At 64.8% G+C, this 16,279-nt stretch carries 17 protein-coding genes and 1 pseudogene; 5 read left to right on the forward strand and 13 right to left on the reverse strand.

What is annotated here, in order from left to right; all coding sequences use genetic code 11:
• Positions 1–448 (forward strand): transposase (locus C1933_RS09600; RefSeq protein ID WP_159094032.1); only part of this gene is annotated, 448 nt, incomplete at its 5' end.
• Between the two features lie 11 nt (positions 449–459).
• On the opposite strand, the gene C1933_RS09605 is transcribed toward C1933_RS09600, so the two are convergent.
• From C1933_RS09605 to C1933_RS09640, 8 genes are all read right to left on the reverse strand, one after another.
• A complete protein-coding gene (locus C1933_RS09605) occupies positions 460–987 on the reverse strand; it encodes a hypothetical protein (protein ID WP_108753060.1) in 528 nt (175 codons plus the stop codon).
• A gap of 143 nt (positions 988–1,130) precedes the next feature.
• Positions 1,131–1,595: a hypothetical protein gene (locus tag C1933_RS09610; protein ID WP_108753061.1), complete on the reverse strand. Its 465-nt coding sequence runs from the start codon at positions 1,593–1,595 to the stop codon at positions 1,131–1,133.
• Positions 1,596–1,707: 112 nt separating this feature from the next.
• Positions 1,708–1,920 (reverse strand): hypothetical protein, encoded by a 213-nt coding sequence (locus C1933_RS09615; protein WP_108753062.1) that lies wholly within the window; start codon positions 1,918–1,920, stop codon positions 1,708–1,710.
• A gap of 98 nt (positions 1,921–2,018) precedes the next feature.
• Complete coding sequence (locus tag C1933_RS09620; protein WP_108749595.1) at positions 2,019–3,209, reverse strand: methyl-accepting chemotaxis protein; 1,191 nt, start codon at positions 3,207–3,209, stop codon at positions 2,019–2,021.
• 153 nt (positions 3,210–3,362) lie between these two features.
• A complete protein-coding gene (gene hflD, locus C1933_RS09625; protein ID WP_108753063.1) occupies positions 3,363–3,977 on the reverse strand; it encodes a high frequency lysogenization protein HflD in 615 nt (204 codons plus the stop codon).
• On the reverse strand, positions 3,974–5,116 hold the full coding sequence (gene mnmA / locus C1933_RS09630; protein ID WP_108749597.1) for a tRNA 2-thiouridine(34) synthase MnmA: 1,143 nt from the start codon (positions 5,114–5,116) through the stop codon (positions 3,974–3,976). The genes hflD and mnmA overlap by 4 nt, the downstream gene beginning before the upstream one ends.
• Complete coding sequence (locus C1933_RS09635; RefSeq protein WP_108754796.1) at positions 5,113–5,556, reverse strand: NUDIX hydrolase; 444 nt, start codon at positions 5,554–5,556, stop codon at positions 5,113–5,115. Before C1933_RS09635 ends, mnmA begins: the two co-directional genes overlap by 4 nt.
• Positions 5,557–5,575: 19 nt before the next feature.
• Entirely contained in the window at positions 5,576–6,070 is a 495-nt protein-coding gene (locus tag C1933_RS09640; RefSeq protein ID WP_108753064.1) for a hypothetical protein, read from the reverse strand.
• A gap of 111 nt (positions 6,071–6,181) precedes the next feature.
• Between C1933_RS09640 and clpS the strand changes: the two genes are divergently transcribed.
• Positions 6,182–6,508 carry an ATP-dependent Clp protease adapter ClpS gene (gene clpS / locus C1933_RS09645; protein ID WP_108749599.1) on the forward strand — a complete coding sequence of 109 codons (327 nt, stop codon included), beginning with the start codon at positions 6,182–6,184 and terminating at the stop codon, positions 6,506–6,508.
• A gap of 421 nt (positions 6,509–6,929) precedes the next feature.
• Positions 6,930–9,212 (forward strand): ATP-dependent Clp protease ATP-binding subunit ClpA, encoded by a 2,283-nt coding sequence (gene clpA / locus C1933_RS09650; RefSeq protein WP_108753065.1) that lies wholly within the window; start codon positions 6,930–6,932, stop codon positions 9,210–9,212.
• Between the two features lie 79 nt (positions 9,213–9,291).
• On the opposite strand, the gene C1933_RS09655 is transcribed toward clpA, so the two are convergent.
• The 4 genes from C1933_RS09655 to C1933_RS09670 form a co-directional block, all read right to left on the reverse strand.
• On the reverse strand, positions 9,292–9,681 hold the full coding sequence (locus C1933_RS09655; RefSeq protein ID WP_108753066.1) for a hypothetical protein: 390 nt from the start codon (positions 9,679–9,681) through the stop codon (positions 9,292–9,294).
• Between the two features lie 201 nt (positions 9,682–9,882).
• Positions 9,883–10,101, reverse strand: coding sequence for a translation initiation factor IF-1 (infA, locus tag C1933_RS09660; RefSeq protein WP_005409596.1), 219 nt, complete (start codon positions 10,099–10,101; stop codon positions 9,883–9,885).
• Between the two features lie 86 nt (positions 10,102–10,187).
• A complete protein-coding gene (gene aat, locus C1933_RS09665; protein ID WP_108753067.1) occupies positions 10,188–10,928 on the reverse strand; it encodes a leucyl/phenylalanyl-tRNA--protein transferase in 741 nt (246 codons plus the stop codon).
• 81 nt (positions 10,929–11,009) lie between these two features.
• A complete protein-coding gene (locus tag C1933_RS09670) occupies positions 11,010–12,134 on the reverse strand; it encodes a GNAT family N-acetyltransferase (RefSeq protein WP_108753068.1) in 1,125 nt (374 codons plus the stop codon).
• Between the two features lie 372 nt (positions 12,135–12,506).
• Between C1933_RS09670 and C1933_RS09675 the strand changes: the two genes are divergently transcribed.
• Complete coding sequence (locus C1933_RS09675; RefSeq protein WP_108754797.1) at positions 12,507–13,946, forward strand: N-acetylmuramoyl-L-alanine amidase; 1,440 nt, start codon at positions 12,507–12,509, stop codon at positions 13,944–13,946.
• Between the two features lie 322 nt (positions 13,947–14,268).
• On the opposite strand, the pseudogene C1933_RS09680 reads toward C1933_RS09675, so the two are convergent.
• Positions 14,269–14,469, reverse strand: a pseudogene (locus tag C1933_RS09680) (thioredoxin-disulfide reductase); the annotation flags it as partial.
• A gap of 241 nt (positions 14,470–14,710) precedes the next feature.
• On the opposite strand from C1933_RS09680, the gene C1933_RS09685 reads away from it, so the two are divergent.
• Positions 14,711–16,243, forward strand: coding sequence for an N-acetylmuramoyl-L-alanine amidase (locus tag C1933_RS09685; protein ID WP_108753069.1), 1,533 nt, complete (start codon positions 14,711–14,713; stop codon positions 16,241–16,243).
• Positions 16,244–16,279: the final 36 nt, after the last annotated feature.

Raw genomic sequence — 16,279 nt, forward strand, 5'->3', positions numbered from 1 at the left:
CCATATAGCTCAGTTATCTGAAGACCTGAAGCAATTGGATAGAGCTATCGCTGAGCAGCTTGAAGGACAGCCGGGCTGGAGAGAGATCGGCTCACTCAAGGGCGTCGGACCAATTCTTGTCAGTACCCTTGCCTGCGAGTTGCCCGAGCTCGGCAGCTTGGGGGGCAAAGCCATTGCATCACTGGTGGGGGTGGCCCCAATGAACCGTGAAAGCGGCACCTGGCATGGCCAGCGGCGCATCAGTGGCGGGCGCGCGGTAGTACGCGAAGCCCTTTACATGGCGGCCCTGACGGCCATCCGGTACGAGCCGAAACTCCGCGATTTCTATGCGGGGCTGAAAGCCAAGGGTAAGGCGAGCAAGGTGGCCCTCGTTGCGGTCATGCGCAAAATGCTGGTGATCCTCAATGCCCGCAAGCGGGACGCCGAGGTGGCCCTCGGCAGCCCCTGACAAGACAGTTGCTACCGGGGTGGGTCCTTGAACTGCCAGGGGAACTCATTGCGCACCCGTGCGCGCACCGCCTCCACTACAGTGGCATAGCGCCGGCGCTGGATGCGGTAGCCGATATAGAACAACAGCGGCACCGCCAGCATCGGCCACGCCACCGGGCGCAGCAGCACGATCGGCACCAGCAGTACGGTCAGGACCGTCGCAAACCAGCTGCAGCGGCCGAGCACACGCACTTCACGGCGCCGCGTGTCCACCACGATCTGGCCGTGCAGCAAGGGAAAGTAGCGGCCGCCAAAGCCAGGCGCGAAGCTCTCACGGAAAGCAACGCTGCCATCGGGCAGGGCGCGGAATGACAGGCGCGCCCATCGTTCGGTCGGAAGATCGTATTCCAGCCCGCCCAGCGACAGTCGCTTCAGATCGTCGGGTGCAGCGGCAATGCGCTGGTTGAACAGCATGATGCCAGTGCGGAAGAAGAGCGGCGCCCACGCGAAGAGAAGCAGCAATTCGATCAGCATCAATGCGATCAGGGCGATGGCCATCGGTGTTCCATGAACGGGACCGGGGCATCATGCCACAGCGGTTGAGCTGTCACCCTGCCGCGTCAATCCTGCCATCGCGCCGCGCCAATCCCGTAGATCCACGCCATGCGTGGATGATCTCAGGGTCACCTTGCCGTTACAGGTCAGTCATTCTCCCCCAGATCGCTGAGATCCAGAATCTGCGGATCAACGCTGTGCCCGACGACGCGTCGAATCAACCCGGGTTCCTTCCGGAGGGAATAGGCAAGCATCGTGTGGATGGGATTGAACTCCAGCCATGGACAGGTTGAGTGCCCCACAATGACCGGCATGTTGAAGCTGATGTCTCTGGGGTCGTCCAGCGGCAGGGTCCATTGCCCTCCGTAACGTTCCCTGACGCTATCGCCGAGATAGCGGGCGAAGACCACCCGCAGTGCAGCGCGGTCGTCCTGGGTCAGCGTCGCTGCCATCGACGTGTAAAGACACTCCAGGTGATCGAAGCTCTCCAGACTGCCGTCAAGAACAATGCCGTGGCCTTGGGCCTGCTCGACCAGCCAGTCGATCTGATCATCCATGAGGATCAGAAACTGTTCGAAATCCTCTCGAGCGTCTTCAAGGTTGATCGGCATATCAGGCTCTGGACGGAAGAGCCAAGAGTCTGTGCTTCGTCGAGGAGCCAGACCATGCAACAAATCCGAAATCACGGATGGCCGCTCAGGCCCATCCACGCATGGCGTGGATCTACAACGCGTCGCCGCCCAGGCCGAGATCCCAGGCCAGGCTCATCATGGCGTCGGTCTGGGCCGGCGGGGCGGGGCGGGCATCGGCCAGGCGCTGCAGCTCCTGGATCTCCTCGCGCGCCACGTCCTCCAGCTGCTGCAACTGCTCGCGCACACTGGGGTTGCGCGGGCGTTGGCTGGCATCGATGGGGGGCAGGGCGCGGATCAGGGTCATGCTGCGCGGGTCGGCGTGGTCCAGAGCTAGCGTACAGGCAAAGGCCCCGGGACTACCGGGGCCTTCGGCGCTGCCGGAAAAAGCAGCGGACATCAGGGTCAGAACAGCTCGACCGTACCGGCGCCCATGTTCTGCTGGGCAACCGGCTTGTGCGGCGGACGTTCCCATTCGCTGCGCAGGTCGCGCAGGCGGTTGCCGGTGCGCTGCAGGGCGGTGGCGATCTCTTCATCGAACACGCCGCCATTGCGGTGCAGCAGCTCCTGCAGGGCCACCGCCTCACGGTTGATCGCGGTCAGGCGATCCAGGTGGGTGTGCACGCCGCCCAGTGCCTGGGTGGCAATGTCTTCGAACTGCAGGGCGCGCACGGCCTCGGCCACGCTGCCGTCGATCGAACGGGCGCATTCGGAGACTTCGCGCATGCCATCGCCCAGCGACGCGTTGATCTGCGCCACGTTGTCGAGCATGGTTGCCGCTTCCTGGCGCGCTTCGCGGGACCGGTCCATATCGCGCGAGGCCATGTGCGAGACGGTCTCGCGCACCTTGGCAATGGCGTCCTTGGAACTGTGCGCCAGCTTGCGGATCTGTTCGTTGAAGGTGGTCGAGCGCTCGGACAGATTGCGCACTTCGTCGGCCACCACCGCGAAACCACGACCGGCTTCGCCGGCACGGGCTGCTTCGATGGCCGCGTTCAGCGCCAGCAGGTTGGTCTGGTCGGCAATCGACTTGACGTCTTCCAGCAGGGCGAAGATGCCGTCCAGGTGCTGCGCCATCTGGTCGATGTGCTGCACGGTGGTGCTGCTCTGGCCGCTCACCTGTTCCAGCGCTTCCACCAGCTGTTCCATGCGGTTGCTGGCGTGCTGGGCGAAGCGGGCCACGTCGAGGCCGGCACTGCCTTCATCGCCAGCGCGGTCGACGATGCGCGACAGGGCCTGGCTCTGCTGGCGGGACTTGCGGTTCATGGCATCGAAGCTGCCACCCAGGCTGGACACGGCCTGGCGGATCAGGTCACGGGCGCGTTCGACTTCGCCACGCGAGCCGTCGATCTCGTTGCCGACGAAGCTGCGCAGCTCGGTCAGCAGCTGGTCCTGCTCACGCAGGACACGGGCATGTTCCGGGGAACGATGGGCCTGGGCACGGGTGGTCCACCACGCGAAGCCGAGCCAGCTCAGCGTCATCGTGGTCAGGATCGCCCAGCGCAGGGCGGCCGGCCATTCGAAACCGATGGCGAAAGGGAGCAGCAGGGTCAGAGCCAGGGGGGCGGCCAGACGGATGAAAATGCGTGAGTACATGGACGTTCTCGGGAGGTGCACGGAGGATGTATCGGCCGTACCCCCTTTCTCTTTAACGTCGATGTGCTTTCTGAATGCGCCGGATTTCTGGCGCCTTCCGGTGTCCTGGGGTCAGAGCCCTTTTCCGGGGAAAAGGGATCCGACCCCCGGCCCTCAGGCCAGCAGGCGGTCCACCGCTTCGATCATGGCCTTGCGCCCGATCAGGAAGTCCCAGTAGCTGCCGCCCACCTGCCGCCACAGCACCGCGGCGCGCACGGCGGCCAGCAGCAGGGCGCGGATTTCGGCCACCACCCCGGCCTGGGCCAGGTAATGCGGGTTGCCCTGCACCATCACCCGCGGCTTCAGGTGGCTGATGGTGTCGGCGTACAGGCCGCCCAGGTTGGCCAGCACGTCCGGGTGGCCGCTGTCGCCCAGCTCGGCGGCCTGCTGCTGGGCACGCTCGATGCCCGAGGCCACCTTGTTCACGGTGGCCCCGTCCTGCACGAAGCGGCGCTCCAGCTGCAGCACCGACAGGGCCAGCTTGGGCAGCACCGGGTCCTGGCCCTGGTTGCGGAAGTAGTTGTGCAGCAGGCGCAGGCCACTCTTCAGCGCATGGCGGTCACCAAAGACGTCCTGCGGCGAGCCGGCATCGATGCGGAACACACTGTCCACCGCGGTACGCACGGCAGAGGCATCGGAATGGCCGGTATCGGCGATACGGCGGACCTGCTGCAGGGCCTGGGCAATGCCGGCCAGGGCCAGTACGCGGTCGTCGACAGTGAAACTCATGCAGCAATTACCTCGAAAGGAGAAGGGGTGGTGCGCAGGCGCTGTTCCAGCGGCGCATCGGTGGCGGCGATCACCGCACCGCCCAGGCAGACCTCACCGTCATACAGCACCAGCGACTGGCCGGGGGTGACGGCGCGCTGCGGCCGGGCGAAGGTGACCAGCACGCTGCCATCGTCCAGCACCTGTACCGTGCACGGTTCATCAGGCTGGCGGTAGCGGGTCTGTGCCGTGCATTCGAAGCGCCGCGCCGGCGGCGCGCCGGCAATCCAGTGCGCGGTTTCCGAGCGCAGGCGGTTGGACAGCATCCACGGGCTTTCCCGGTCCTGGTCCACGTACAGCACGTTGCTGGCCACATCCTTGCCCACCACGTACCACGGCGCGGCCGGGCGGCCGCGCACGCCGCCGATGTTCAGGCCCTCACGCTGGCCCAGGGTGAAATAGAACACGCCGGGGTGCTCGGCAATCACGCTGCCATCGGCCGGGTCCAGGATCTGGCCTGGGCGCGCGGGCAGGTAGCGGCCCAGGAACTCGCGGAAATCGCGCTCGCCAATGAAGCAGATGCCGGTGGAATCCTTCTTGGCATGGGTGGGCAGGGCGACGTCGCGGGCGATGCGCCGCAGATCGCTCTTTTCCAGATCGCCAATCGGGAACAGGGTCGCGGCCAGCTGTGCCTGCCCCAGCTGGTGCAGGAAGTAGCTCTGGTCCTTGCTGCGGTCGGCACCGCGCAGCAGCAGCCATTGCTGGCCGCGCTGGGCCACCCGGGCGTAGTGGCCGGTGGCGATGCGCTCGGCGCCCAGCTCGCGGGCGGCGTCCAGGAAGTGCTTGAACTTCACCTCGCGGTTGCACAGCACGTCCGGGTTGGGGGTGCGGCCGGCCGCGTACTCGGCCAGGAAGTGCTCGAACACGCCCTGCCAGTACTCGCTGGAAAAATCGCGGAAGTGGAACGGGATGCCCAGCAGGCCGCAGACCGCCACGGCGTCGCGGCGGTCGTCCTCGGCGCGGCAATCGCCGCTGCCATCGTCGGCCCAGTTCTGCATGAACAGACCGGCCACGGCCTCGCCCTGCTGCACCAGGCGCCAGGCGGCCACCGACGAATCCACGCCGCCGGACACCCCCACCATGACCCGTGGGCTGCTCATGCGACCTCCTGCACCAGGTGCAGCGGGTGGCGCTGGCCGGCCAGGTAGTCGGCCAGCACGCGCCAGACCAGCGGGCTGCGCAGGCGCTCGCCGGCGGCCTGCAGTTCATCGGGGGTCATCCACAGGGCGCGGTCGATGCCGGCATCCAGCGGTTGCGCCGGGTCATGGCTGATCGGGCGGGCGGCATAGCAGAACCGCAGGAACACGGTGCCGTCGCCGGCGGTCCACTGGTAGCAGCCGATGAAATCGGTCAGCGCCACGGTCCAGCCGGCTTCTTCCCGGGTTTCACGCAGCGCCGCCTGGGCCAGGCTCTCGCCCGGTTCCAGGTGGCCCGCCGGCTGGTTCAGCACGGCGCGGCCCTCGATGGTTTCTTCCACCAGCAGCACGCGGCCGCCGTCGACCACCACGGTGGCGACAGTGGCGTGGGGTGCCCAGCGCATGTCCTGCGGGGTATTCAATTCAGAGGTCGTCCTTCTTGGTCAGTTCCAGTTCCATCGCATCGGCGGTACGGATCGCCGCGTCGATGGCATCGCTCAGCTGCTCAGTGCTGGCATCGGCATCGATCTTGACTACGAACATCGCGGTCATGTCCTGCTTCACCCAGCCGCCCATCTTGGCGTCCTGGGAATCTTCCAGCAGCCGGTTGGCCACCTCGGCCGGGAACTGCTTGCTCTTGCCGGTGTAGCCCGGCGACCAGATCTCGCGGATGTTGTGGGTGCCGAAATCTTCCACGGCCGAGCGCACGTACACGATCTGGGTACGGTCGCCTTCCACGTCGAACACCATCTGGTAGTCGCCGTCTTCGTCAACTTCGTAGGTATAGCCCAACTTGTCCAGGTGGCGCCCGATGGCGGCATCGGCCTTGGCCGCGCTGTTGCCAGCGGCGTTGGCCGCGGCGGCCATGGCCGGGGTGGCCAGGGCGATCAGCAGGGCGGGCAGAAGGATCCTTTTCATGAAATTCCTGTGAAACACGTTGGGGAAGGCGGTAATTGTGACGGTGACGGTGCGTGTCGTCCATTCTGCGGCAGGCCGACGCGGCTGGCCGCCAGCGCTTATAATAGGCGGATGCCCCGCGAGTCTTCCCCCGATTCCCACCACGAGCACGGCCTTGCCGTGGAGCCCGCGCGCCCGGAAGTGGCGCCGCCGCCGTTCTACCAGGTCATGCTGCTCAACGACGACTACACCCCGATGGATTTCGTGGTGGATGTGCTGCAGCAGTTCTTCACCATGGACCTGGACAAGGCCACCCAGGTGATGCTGCACGTCCATACCCGCGGCCGCGGCGTCTGCGGGGTGTTCACCCGCGAAGTGGCCGAGACCAAGGTGGCCCAGGTCAACGAGTACTCGCGCATGAACCAGCACCCGCTGCTGTGCACGATGGAAAAGGCCTGAGCCCGTAGAGTCGAGCTTGCTCGACTGCCGCAGCGCCCCCGTAGAGTCGAGCTTGCTCGACTGCTCTGACCAACAGCAGTCGAGCAAGCTCGACTCTACGGCGGCCTTGGTCGCGCGGCCCAACGACCGCGCCGTCCCCGATCGGACCGCCCCAACGGCAGCGCCGTGCACGGGCCGCTCCGCTGGCCGCTCAGCGCCACAGCCTGCGTGCTCTCCTTCAAAGCCATGGGGATGGTCAATTCACGTCACAATCGCCCGCGCCTCGGGTAGGGTGCGCTCAGGCCCGCGTGGGCTGCCCGTGGAGTGAATGATGATCAAGCGGTTCGCACTGCTAACGCCATCTGAACGCTGCAATCCGCTAGGGTGATGGAAATCGCGTAGTCAGGCCGCATATTGTCTCCAACTGCCGCCGGAGTAATCCATGTTCAGCAAAGACCTCGAACACACCATCGGCCAGTGCTACAAGCGCGCCCGTGAGGCCCGGCATGAGTTCATGACGGTCGAACACCTGCTGTTGGCACTGCTCGACAACCCCTCCGCCCAGGCGGTCCTGAAGGCCTGTGGCGCCGACGCTGAGCGCCTGCGCCAGGAGCTGGAACAGGCCATCGAGGCCTCGGTGTCCCGCCTGGCCGAAGATGATGGCCGCGATACCCAGCCCACCCTGGGCTTCCAGCGCGTGCTGCAGCGGGCCGTGTACCACGTGCAGTCCTCGGGCAAGAAGGAAGTGACCGGCGCCAACGTGCTGGTGGCGATCTTCGGCGAAAAGGACTCCCACGCGGTCTATTACCTCAACCAGCAGGATGTCACCCGGCTGGACGTGGTCAATTACCTGTCCCATGGCATCGCCAAGCTGGGCGAGGAGGGCGAACAACCGTCCTCGCCGGAAAGCGAGGCCCGCATGGAGGGCGGGGAGGGCGAGCCCAAGGGCGACGCGCTGACCGAATTTGCCAGCAATCTGAACGACCAGGCCCGCGCCGGTCGCATCGATCCCCTGGTCGGCCGTGCCGACGAGATCGAGCGCACCATCCAGGTCCTGTGCCGCCGCCGCAAGAACAACCCGCTGTACGTGGGCGAGGCCGGCGTGGGCAAGACCGCGATCGCCGAGGGCCTGGCCCGCCGCATCGTGGAAGGCTCGGTACCCGACGTGCTGGCCGATGCCATCATCTACTCGCTCGACCTGGGCGCGCTGGTGGCCGGCACCAAGTACCGGGGCGACTTCGAAAAGCGCCTGAAGGGCGTGCTGACGGCCCTGAAGAAGGTGCCGAATGCCGTGCTGTTCATCGACGAGATCCACACCATCATCGGTGCCGGTTCGGCCTCGGGCGGCACCATGGATGCCTCCAACCTGATCAAGCCGGCCCTGGCTTCGGGCGAGCTGCGCTGCATCGGCTCGACCACCTTCCAGGAATACCGCGGCATCTTCGAGAAGGACCGGGCGCTGGCCCGTCGCTTCCAAAAGATCGACATCGTGGAGCCGACCGTGGGTGAAACCTACGAGATCCTGCAGGGCCTGAAGGCCAAGTACGAGGCCCACCACGGGGTGACCTACTCGGACGAAGCGCTGCAGGCTGCCGTGGACCTGTCGGTCAAGCACATCGGCGACCGCCTGCTGCCGGACAAGGCCATCGACGTGATCGATGAAGCCGGCGCCCGCCAGCGGCTGATGCCCGAAGGCCAGCGCAAGGAGCTGATCGACGTCGAAGAGGTCGAATCGATCGTGGCCAAGATGGCGCGCATTCCGGCCAAGCAGGTCAGCGCCACCGACAAGGATGTGCTGCAGCACCTGGAGCGCAACCTGAAGATGGTGATCTTCGGCCAGGATCCGGCCATCGACACCCTGGCGTCGGCCATCAAGCTGGCCCGTTCGGGCCTGGGCAATCCGGAAAAGCCGATCGGCAACTTCCTGTTCGCCGGCCCCACCGGCGTGGGCAAGACCGAAGTGACCAAGCAGTTGGCCCTGCAGCTGGGCATCGAGCTGGTGCGCTTCGACATGTCCGAGTACATGGAGCCGCATTCGATCAGCCGGCTGATCGGTGCCCCCCCGGGGTACGTCGGCTTCGACCAGGGCGGCCTGCTGACCGAAAAGATCGTCAAGACGCCGCACTGCGTGCTGCTGCTGGATGAAATCGAGAAGGCGCACCCGGACATCTTCAACATTCTGTTGCAGGTGATGGACCGCGGCGTGCTGACCGACACCAACGGTCGCGAAGCCAACTTCAAGAACGTGGTGCTGGTGATGACCACCAATGCCGGTGCGGCCCAGGCCTCGCGGCGTTCGATAGGTTTCACCAAGCAGGACCATGCCACCGACGCGATGGAGACCATCCGTCGCGCGTTCACCCCGGAATTCCGCAACCGCCTGGACGCGGTGGTGCAGTTCCAGGCGCTGGGCTTCGAGCACATCCTGCGCGTGGTGGACAAGTTCCTGATCGAGCTGGAAATGCGCCTGCAGGAAAAGCACGTCAGCCTGTCGGCCACCCCGACTGCGCGCGACTGGCTGGCCCACCATGGTTTCGATCCGCTGATGGGCGCACGGCCGATGGCTCGTGTCATCCAGGACAAGATCAAGCGTCCGCTGGCCGACGAACTGCTGTTCGGCAAACTGGTGAACGGCGGCAAGGTCAGCATCGACGTGCGCGACGACGAACTGGTGGTGGAAACCCAGGCCGAGCCCGAACGGCTGCTGCCGGCCACGGTGGAATAAGACCAGCGGCCGGGGTGATGCCCGGCCGCTGTTGGGGGGTAGGCAAGGGCGGCTTCGGCCGCCCTTGTTGTGCGCCTCATCAGCGGCTGCGCTGGCGCGCCTTCTGCTTGAAGGTGTCGGCATCAATGGCTTCCACGCGGGCCACGGTGCACTGCCCGCGGTCGGTCTGCAGCTGGGTGCGCCCGGCCCCGCACACCTGTCCGGGTTGGCCGTCGGTACTGAAGGCCAGTTTGCGCGAGTAGGCGGCCTTGGAGCAGTCTTCCTGGAAGTGCACCCGATAGTGCGCTTCGCCGTTGCGTAGCAGCACATCGCGCGAGGCGTTGGCGCGGACCAGTTGCTGGTCGTTGCCCAGTTGAACGCAGTCGCCAGCGCTGGCGGCCGGGGCATCAGCGGCGTTGGCGGTGACAAACAGGGCGCCGGCAGACAGCGCGGCGGCAGCAATCAGGGCGTGCAGGCGGGGCGTGTTCATGGCAGGGCAGGGGTGGCGGTCCGGACTGGACCGGGTGCCACGATGCCGCCATCGGTACGAATGCGAATCTGCCGCAAGCACGGCTGACCGATGCCACGGTGAGCTCGGTCACGGTGACCTCCGGCAGGGCCGGATGGCAGGCATGACAAAAGGCCAGCAACCAGGGCTGGCCTTGTCGGGGTGGCGCAGTGCGCCGACCGCTTACTTCATGCGGTAGGTGATACGACCCTTGGTCAGGTCGTACGGGGTCATTTCAACCTTGACCCGGTCACCGGTGAGGATGCGGATGTAGTTCTTGCGCATGCGGCCGGAGATGTGGGCGATGATTTCGTGCCCATTTTCCAGACGAACGCGGAAAGTGGTGTTCGGCAGCGTCTCGCTGACGGTGCCCTCGAACTCGATGGAATCGTCTTTCGACATGTAGTCCTGTGCGGTTCAGAAAACGGCCACGCTGGGCCTAAGGCGCAGTATTTTACGCGCACTCGCGCCAGCTTGCAAAGTTTGTGTTAACCCCCGGCCAGGGCGCGCGCAGGCCGGCGCCCCAGCGCCTGGGTCCAGGGGCTCTCGCGCCCTGGCTGCTGCACGGCATGCCGCACCTGCTGCAGGAACGCTTCGCGCGACAGGTGGATCGCGCCCATCCGCAGCAGGTGCGGATTCTCCACCTGGGCGTCGATCAGCGGCCAGCCCCAGTCGTTCAGGGTGGCCGCCAGTGCCGCCAGCGCCACCTTGGAGCCGCCGCTGGCGCCGCTGAACATGCTTTCGCCGAAGAACATCTGGCCAATGGCGACACCATAGATGCCGCCGACCAGATCCTGCTGGTCCCAGACCTCGAAGGAGTGGGCAAAGCCCAGATCGTGCAGATGGCTGTAGGCGTCGACCATGGCGGGGCTGATCCAGGTGCCATCCTGGCCGGCCCGGGGCGCCCCGGCGCAGGCGCGCATGACCTGGGTGAATGCCGTGTCCGCCGTCACTTCCCACGGGCTGGCGCGCAGCTGGCGACGGAAGCGGCTGGAGAGATGCACGCCATCGGTGCGGAACACCATGCGCGGATCGGGCGACCACCACAGGATCGGCTCTCCGTCGCTGAACCACGGGAAGATGCCGCCGGCGTAGGCGTTCAGCAGCCGCAGCGGGTGCAGATCGCCGCCCACCGCCAGCAGCCCATCGGGCTGGCGCAGCGCAGTTTCAGCGGGCGGGAACGGCGCGTCCGGCGCATCGGCCAGGCGCCAGGGCAACTGGCGGGTCATGCCCGAAGTGTACCGGCCCCCGCAACCCCGGTAGGTGCCAACCGCACAGCCCTGGTGGGTGCCAACCTTGGTTGGCACGCTTCACGGCTCCGCGCGGAACGGGCTGTGCGCCTGCAGCGTCTGCTGGTACCGCCGCACATCGCGGCGCTCCTGCCGGCACCAGTCCTGCAGGGCGTCGGCAAACTCCGCATCGGCCACCCAGTGCCGGCTGCGCACCACGGTAGGCAGGAACCCCCGCGCCAGCTTGTGTTCGCCCTGCGCGCCGGGCTCGAAACGGCTCAGCCCCTCGCGCAGGCAGTACTCGATGCCCTGGTAGTAGCAGGCCTCGAAATGCAGGCCGGGCAGGGTAGCGCCACCCCAGTAGCGCCCGTACAGCGTGTCCCCGCCGCGCAGGCACAGCGCGCCCGCAATCGGTTCGCCGTCCTGCTCGGCCAGGAACAGCACCAGCCCGCGACCCAGCGAGATGGCCAGGTGGCGCAGGAAGGCCTCGGTCAGCGCCGGCGCGTTGCCATATTCCAGGAAGGTCTGCAGATAGAAGCGGTACATCGCCTGCAGATCCGCGCGACTGGCTTCGTCGCCATGTACCACGCGGAAGGTGATGCCCTGACGGGCGACCTTGGCCCGTTCCTGGCGGATGTTCTTGCGATGCTTGTGGTTCATCGCCCCCAGAAACTGCTCGAAGGTGGTCCAGTCGCCCGGGTTCTGCCATTGGAACTGGATGTCTTCGCGCAGCAGCCAGTCGTCGCTGAAGGCGGCCTCATCGCGGGCGGCGTGGAAATTGATGTGTGCGGATGAGACCTGTAGTGACGCCAAATGCGCGCGAAGCGCGTCCAGCAGTTCGCCGCGCAGCGAATCGTGACGTGCCAGCAGGCGTGGGCCGCTGACGGGCGAGTACGGCACCGCGCCCAGCCATTTCGGGTAGTAATCGCGGCCATGGCGGGCGTAGGCATTGGCCCAGGCATGGTCGAACACGAACTCGCCGTGCGAATTGGTCTTCAGGTAGCCCGGAATGGCGCCGACCAGCGTGTCGCCGTCCCACAGCGTGAAGTGCTGCGGCTGCCAGCCCCAGTCCTCGCGCAAGCAGCCGTGTTCTTCAAGCCCGGCCAGGAAGGCATGGGTGACGAACGGATTGCGGCCGTCGTGCAGGGCATCCCAGTCGGTGGCGGGAATGGCCTGCAGGGAGTCAAGGAAGCGAGGGGAAGGCATGGAAGCAAGGATACGGCAGGCAGTGTGCGATCGGAGTCCATGCGTGGATCGCTAGATGCGAATGGACTGCCGCCAGGACGCAAGTAGCCTGCACGCTCTGATCGGCGCAGGGCGCGTACGGGGCCCTTGCGCCAGCGACGGGCGCATTCGGCTTGAGGATTGGCTCGATGGCCGCATTTGGCGCATTTCGCAGTGCATCCCCTTTGGACGCCCGGCAGTGTTCTTGTGCACGCCACACGTAGCGCGCACACAAAGGACATCAAAGGACTTGATATGAACTGCATGCGGATACTCCGGCTTCTTGGGCTGGTTTGGCTTGTCAACTGCGCCCCGGCGTGGTCGACGGAAACCTACAACGGTCGAATGCGTTCCATGGTGACCGATACAGCCCTGGACCTGCTTTTGACGCGGGAGGCGCAGGACATCCTTAATCGCCATCAGTTACGCGCTAGGCGACCATTGTCAGCGTCGGTGGATGCTTCGGTGGACATCCAGCAGAGGAAGCTGTCCATCAGGTTCGGTCCCGGCGTGCTGCCGATGCAGGACGATCATTCGCTCGAGGAAATGGAACAACGCATAAGGAACACCTTGGAGGCACGAGCACTCCAGGCGGGCGTAGGCGAGGTCGAAACGGAAGTTCTCTATGAGGGGAAGCTCTACTGGGAGCATTTCCCCCGGGATCCAGCGACGTCAATGCGGGCCAGTCATGCACAAGCGGGCGATTCCGTGCTTGTCTCGGCCAGTCATGGTTTGTTGCGAGTGCATCCTGGGCTGGAATGGGAGTTTCAGCGGCCAGAAAGCAATGGCCTCCTGGAAGACCTCGTCACGCCGGCCTATGCCGAAGAGCTACAAGCCCTGCTACAGGAGCGTGGCGGACTGGTCGTGCATCAAGCCCGCAGGGACAGTGGCGCCATACACCCGGAGTCGGAGCGTCCGTGGCGCCAGATGTCTGCGCGGTACCACTTGAAGGATCTTCTGCCTGAGCGGACAGATATCTGGAATCACTTTTCCACCAGTACTGCCACCGACAGGGAGGTGTTTGACGATATTCGGGCGCGACCTTACTACGCCAACCACCTGGGTGTTGGTGGATTGCTCAGTATTCATACCAATGCAGATGTCCCAGGCGTTGCTCGCGGGGCGCGGGTTTACTATCACGCAAGCAAACCTCGGGATCGCTTGCTTGCGGATCTTGCGCTTTGCTACATGAAGGAAATCATTACTGCACAGGAAGGCTATGCTGACTTTCCCGTGCCCGCAGCGAGTTCCGCGGCAGGACACGGTGAAAACAGCTTCGCGAGCATGCCCTCCGTCGTTGTCGAGGTGGCGTTCCATACCAACCTCATCGATGCGCAGGCACTCCAGGATCCTCTGTTTCGTGCAGCTTCCATGAAAGGTGTGGAGAAGGGATACCGGATGTTTCGCGAGGGAAAGGGCTGCGTCCCATTGAAGGCCGATCCGATTCAGGGGATTCAACTTCCCCAAGGTGGCTCTCAGCAGGTGGATGTCGTCTTCGAGGGCTACCCGCAGTATCCAATTGAACTGGTGACAACAAACGTAGGCTGCCCGCCAGGCTGGGCCTGCGCCGATGGTCGGGTGCGAATCGAGACGCCGGATGCCAAGCCAAGCAAGATCACGCTGCGCTGCGACAGCGCGGGCAGTGCCCCCGTTCTCTGGGATACACAAGTCGTGGATGCCGATGGCGTGAAGTCGGCACCCGTCCGCCACTGGGTGCAGTGCATCCGCGGGTCGCGAGACTCAGTTGTGAGCCCGGGAGTTGAAATCGATTTGGGTGCTGCAACGGCGGGGTAACGCGCGATCGACGGCGGGAGAGCGGTGAAGATCGATTCGCCAGACCAGCCAGGAAGGATGAGACAAAGCCGTAGTCGTATCAGCGTGGGAACGCTTGGCTGGGAAACGCTTGTGGTGGATGCCGAAGGGGTCAAGACCCAGCCGCTGCCTCACACCGTTCGTTGCGTTGCCGCGGGCAGTCCTGACGTGAGCGCCCCCGCCCGAAACGTTCTTGGCTTGGCGCAGTAAACGAAAAGGCCGGCGCTTGCGCGCCGGTCACTGGTTTGCATCGCCCAGTCGAGCATGGTCCAGTCGAGCATGGCTCGACTCTACAAACTCGTGGTCAGCTGGCCTTGCCCTGTGCGTCCAGGTGGCGTTCGGCGTCCAGTGCGGCAATGCAGCCGAAGTCAGCCGAGATGATCGCCTGGCGTTAGTGCTGGTCGGCCACGTCGCCAGCGGCGAACAGGCCTTCCACCGAGGTCTGGGTGGCGTTGCCGCCCAGGCCGGAGCGGGTTTCAAGGAAGCCGTTGCTCATGGCCAGCCGGTCGCTGGCGGGAATGGCCTGCAGGGAGTCGAGGAAGCGGAGGAAGGGCATGGGGGAAGGATAGGGCAGGTGGATCACGAACGGTGATGGCGGAACCAGATTGGTCTGTTCCGGCAGGGGATGAGGAAAATTTGAATTCTCCCTTTGTGTGCGCCTTGTGCCGAATCGCTGGTGCCAGGATCGGCAGTGTGGCGGGGCGCTGCATGGGTGGCGCTCATCCCAGCACATGGAGAGAACAACAATGAACGGATTGAAGCTTGCGGTTGCTGTAGTCGCGTGCGGCTTGGCCTTCTCGTCCCCTGCATCGGATGGTGTATCCGATCTGCAGACTGCAGAGGCAGTAGATCCAGGCATTTACGCAGAGGTCGCCGCGCTTCTGCAACGGGAAGTGGGTGCCCAGTTGACGCGCCATTTGCAAGACCAGGGCAGGTTGCGGCAAGTAACTGTGAGTGTGGTGGTCAACCCGCACAAGCGCCGGATGATCGTCGACTTTGGCCCCGGGTACCTTCCAGGTAATGACCAGAACTACGGCGAGCTCTTCCTCATACCATTGGCCGGTGATCTTCGGCGCTACGCGGACCAGGCGGGCCTGGAAATACTGGATGTGCAATTCCTCTTTCAAGGGAGGCCAATGGAGGCTCACTTCCCGGAAGATCATCCTGCACCGCGCGCGCCAAAATCTCGATCAACACATACTCAGGCCCTGGTCTCCGCAAGTCACGGATACATTGCATTGCACCCCAGCAGGGCGTGGAAGTTTCAGCGCCCGGCCCCGCTGGGTCTGCAGGAGGATGTGTTGAGCCCGGCATACGGTGACGAGTTGCAGGGCCTGCTGGAGCAGCGGAGTGGCCTGGCTGTGCATCGTGCCCGCAGTCGTTCCACAGACCTGCATCCGGAGTCGAGCCACCCTTGGGAACAAATGTCTTCCAGATACCACCTCAAGGCGCTCCTTCCTGAACGTGCCGATATCTGGAATGCGCTGCCAAACAGCACCGAAAGCAATCGTGAAGTGAAGGAGGACATTCGCGCTCGCCCCAATTATGCGAACCATCTTGGTGTGGACGTGATGCTGAGTCTGCACACAAACGGAAGCGACGCCTCCAGTGTCCGCGGGGCCGAGGTGTATCACCATCGTGCCAAGCCTGAGGACAAGGCGTTGGGCGACAGCATTCTGTGCGGCATGAAGGAACTCATCCATGCCCAGCCCGGATACGAGAGCTTTCCCGTGCGAGCTGAGTCGGTCCCAGACGGGCATGGCGAGAATCGCATTGGCAGGATGCCCTCGGTGATCGTCGAAACCGCCTATCACTCCAATCCGGAAGATGTGGCTGCTCTATTGGATCCCGTCTTCCGCACCGCCTCCATGAAAGGCGTCGAGAAGGGCTATCGCCTATGGGCGCAGGGGAAGACCTGTGAGCCTCTCGCTGGGCAATCCATCGTAGATGTCGACATCCCATCTGGGGAATCGCGCGAGGTGGATGTCGCGTTCGCAGGTCATCCGCAGTTCCCGATCAGTCTGGTCACGAGCAACACCCTGTGTCCTCCGGGCTGGGGCTGCAATGGAAGAACCGTGGTGATCGATTCGCCAGACCAGCCCAGCAGGATGAAACTCAGCTGTGGTCGCAACAGCGTGGGAACGCTTGGCTGGGAAACGCATGTGGTCGATGCCGACGGGGTCAAGACCCAGCCGGTACCTCACACCGTTCGTTGCGTTGCCGCGGGCAGTCCTGACGTGAGCGCCTTGGCCCGAAACGTTGCTGGCTTTGCGCAGTAGACGAAAAGGCCGGCGCTTTCGCGCCGGCCTTTGTCT

This window comes from Stenotrophomonas sp. ZAC14D2_NAIMI4_6, assembly GCF_003086875.1.
Lineage (GTDB): Bacteria > Pseudomonadota > Gammaproteobacteria > Xanthomonadales > Xanthomonadaceae > Stenotrophomonas.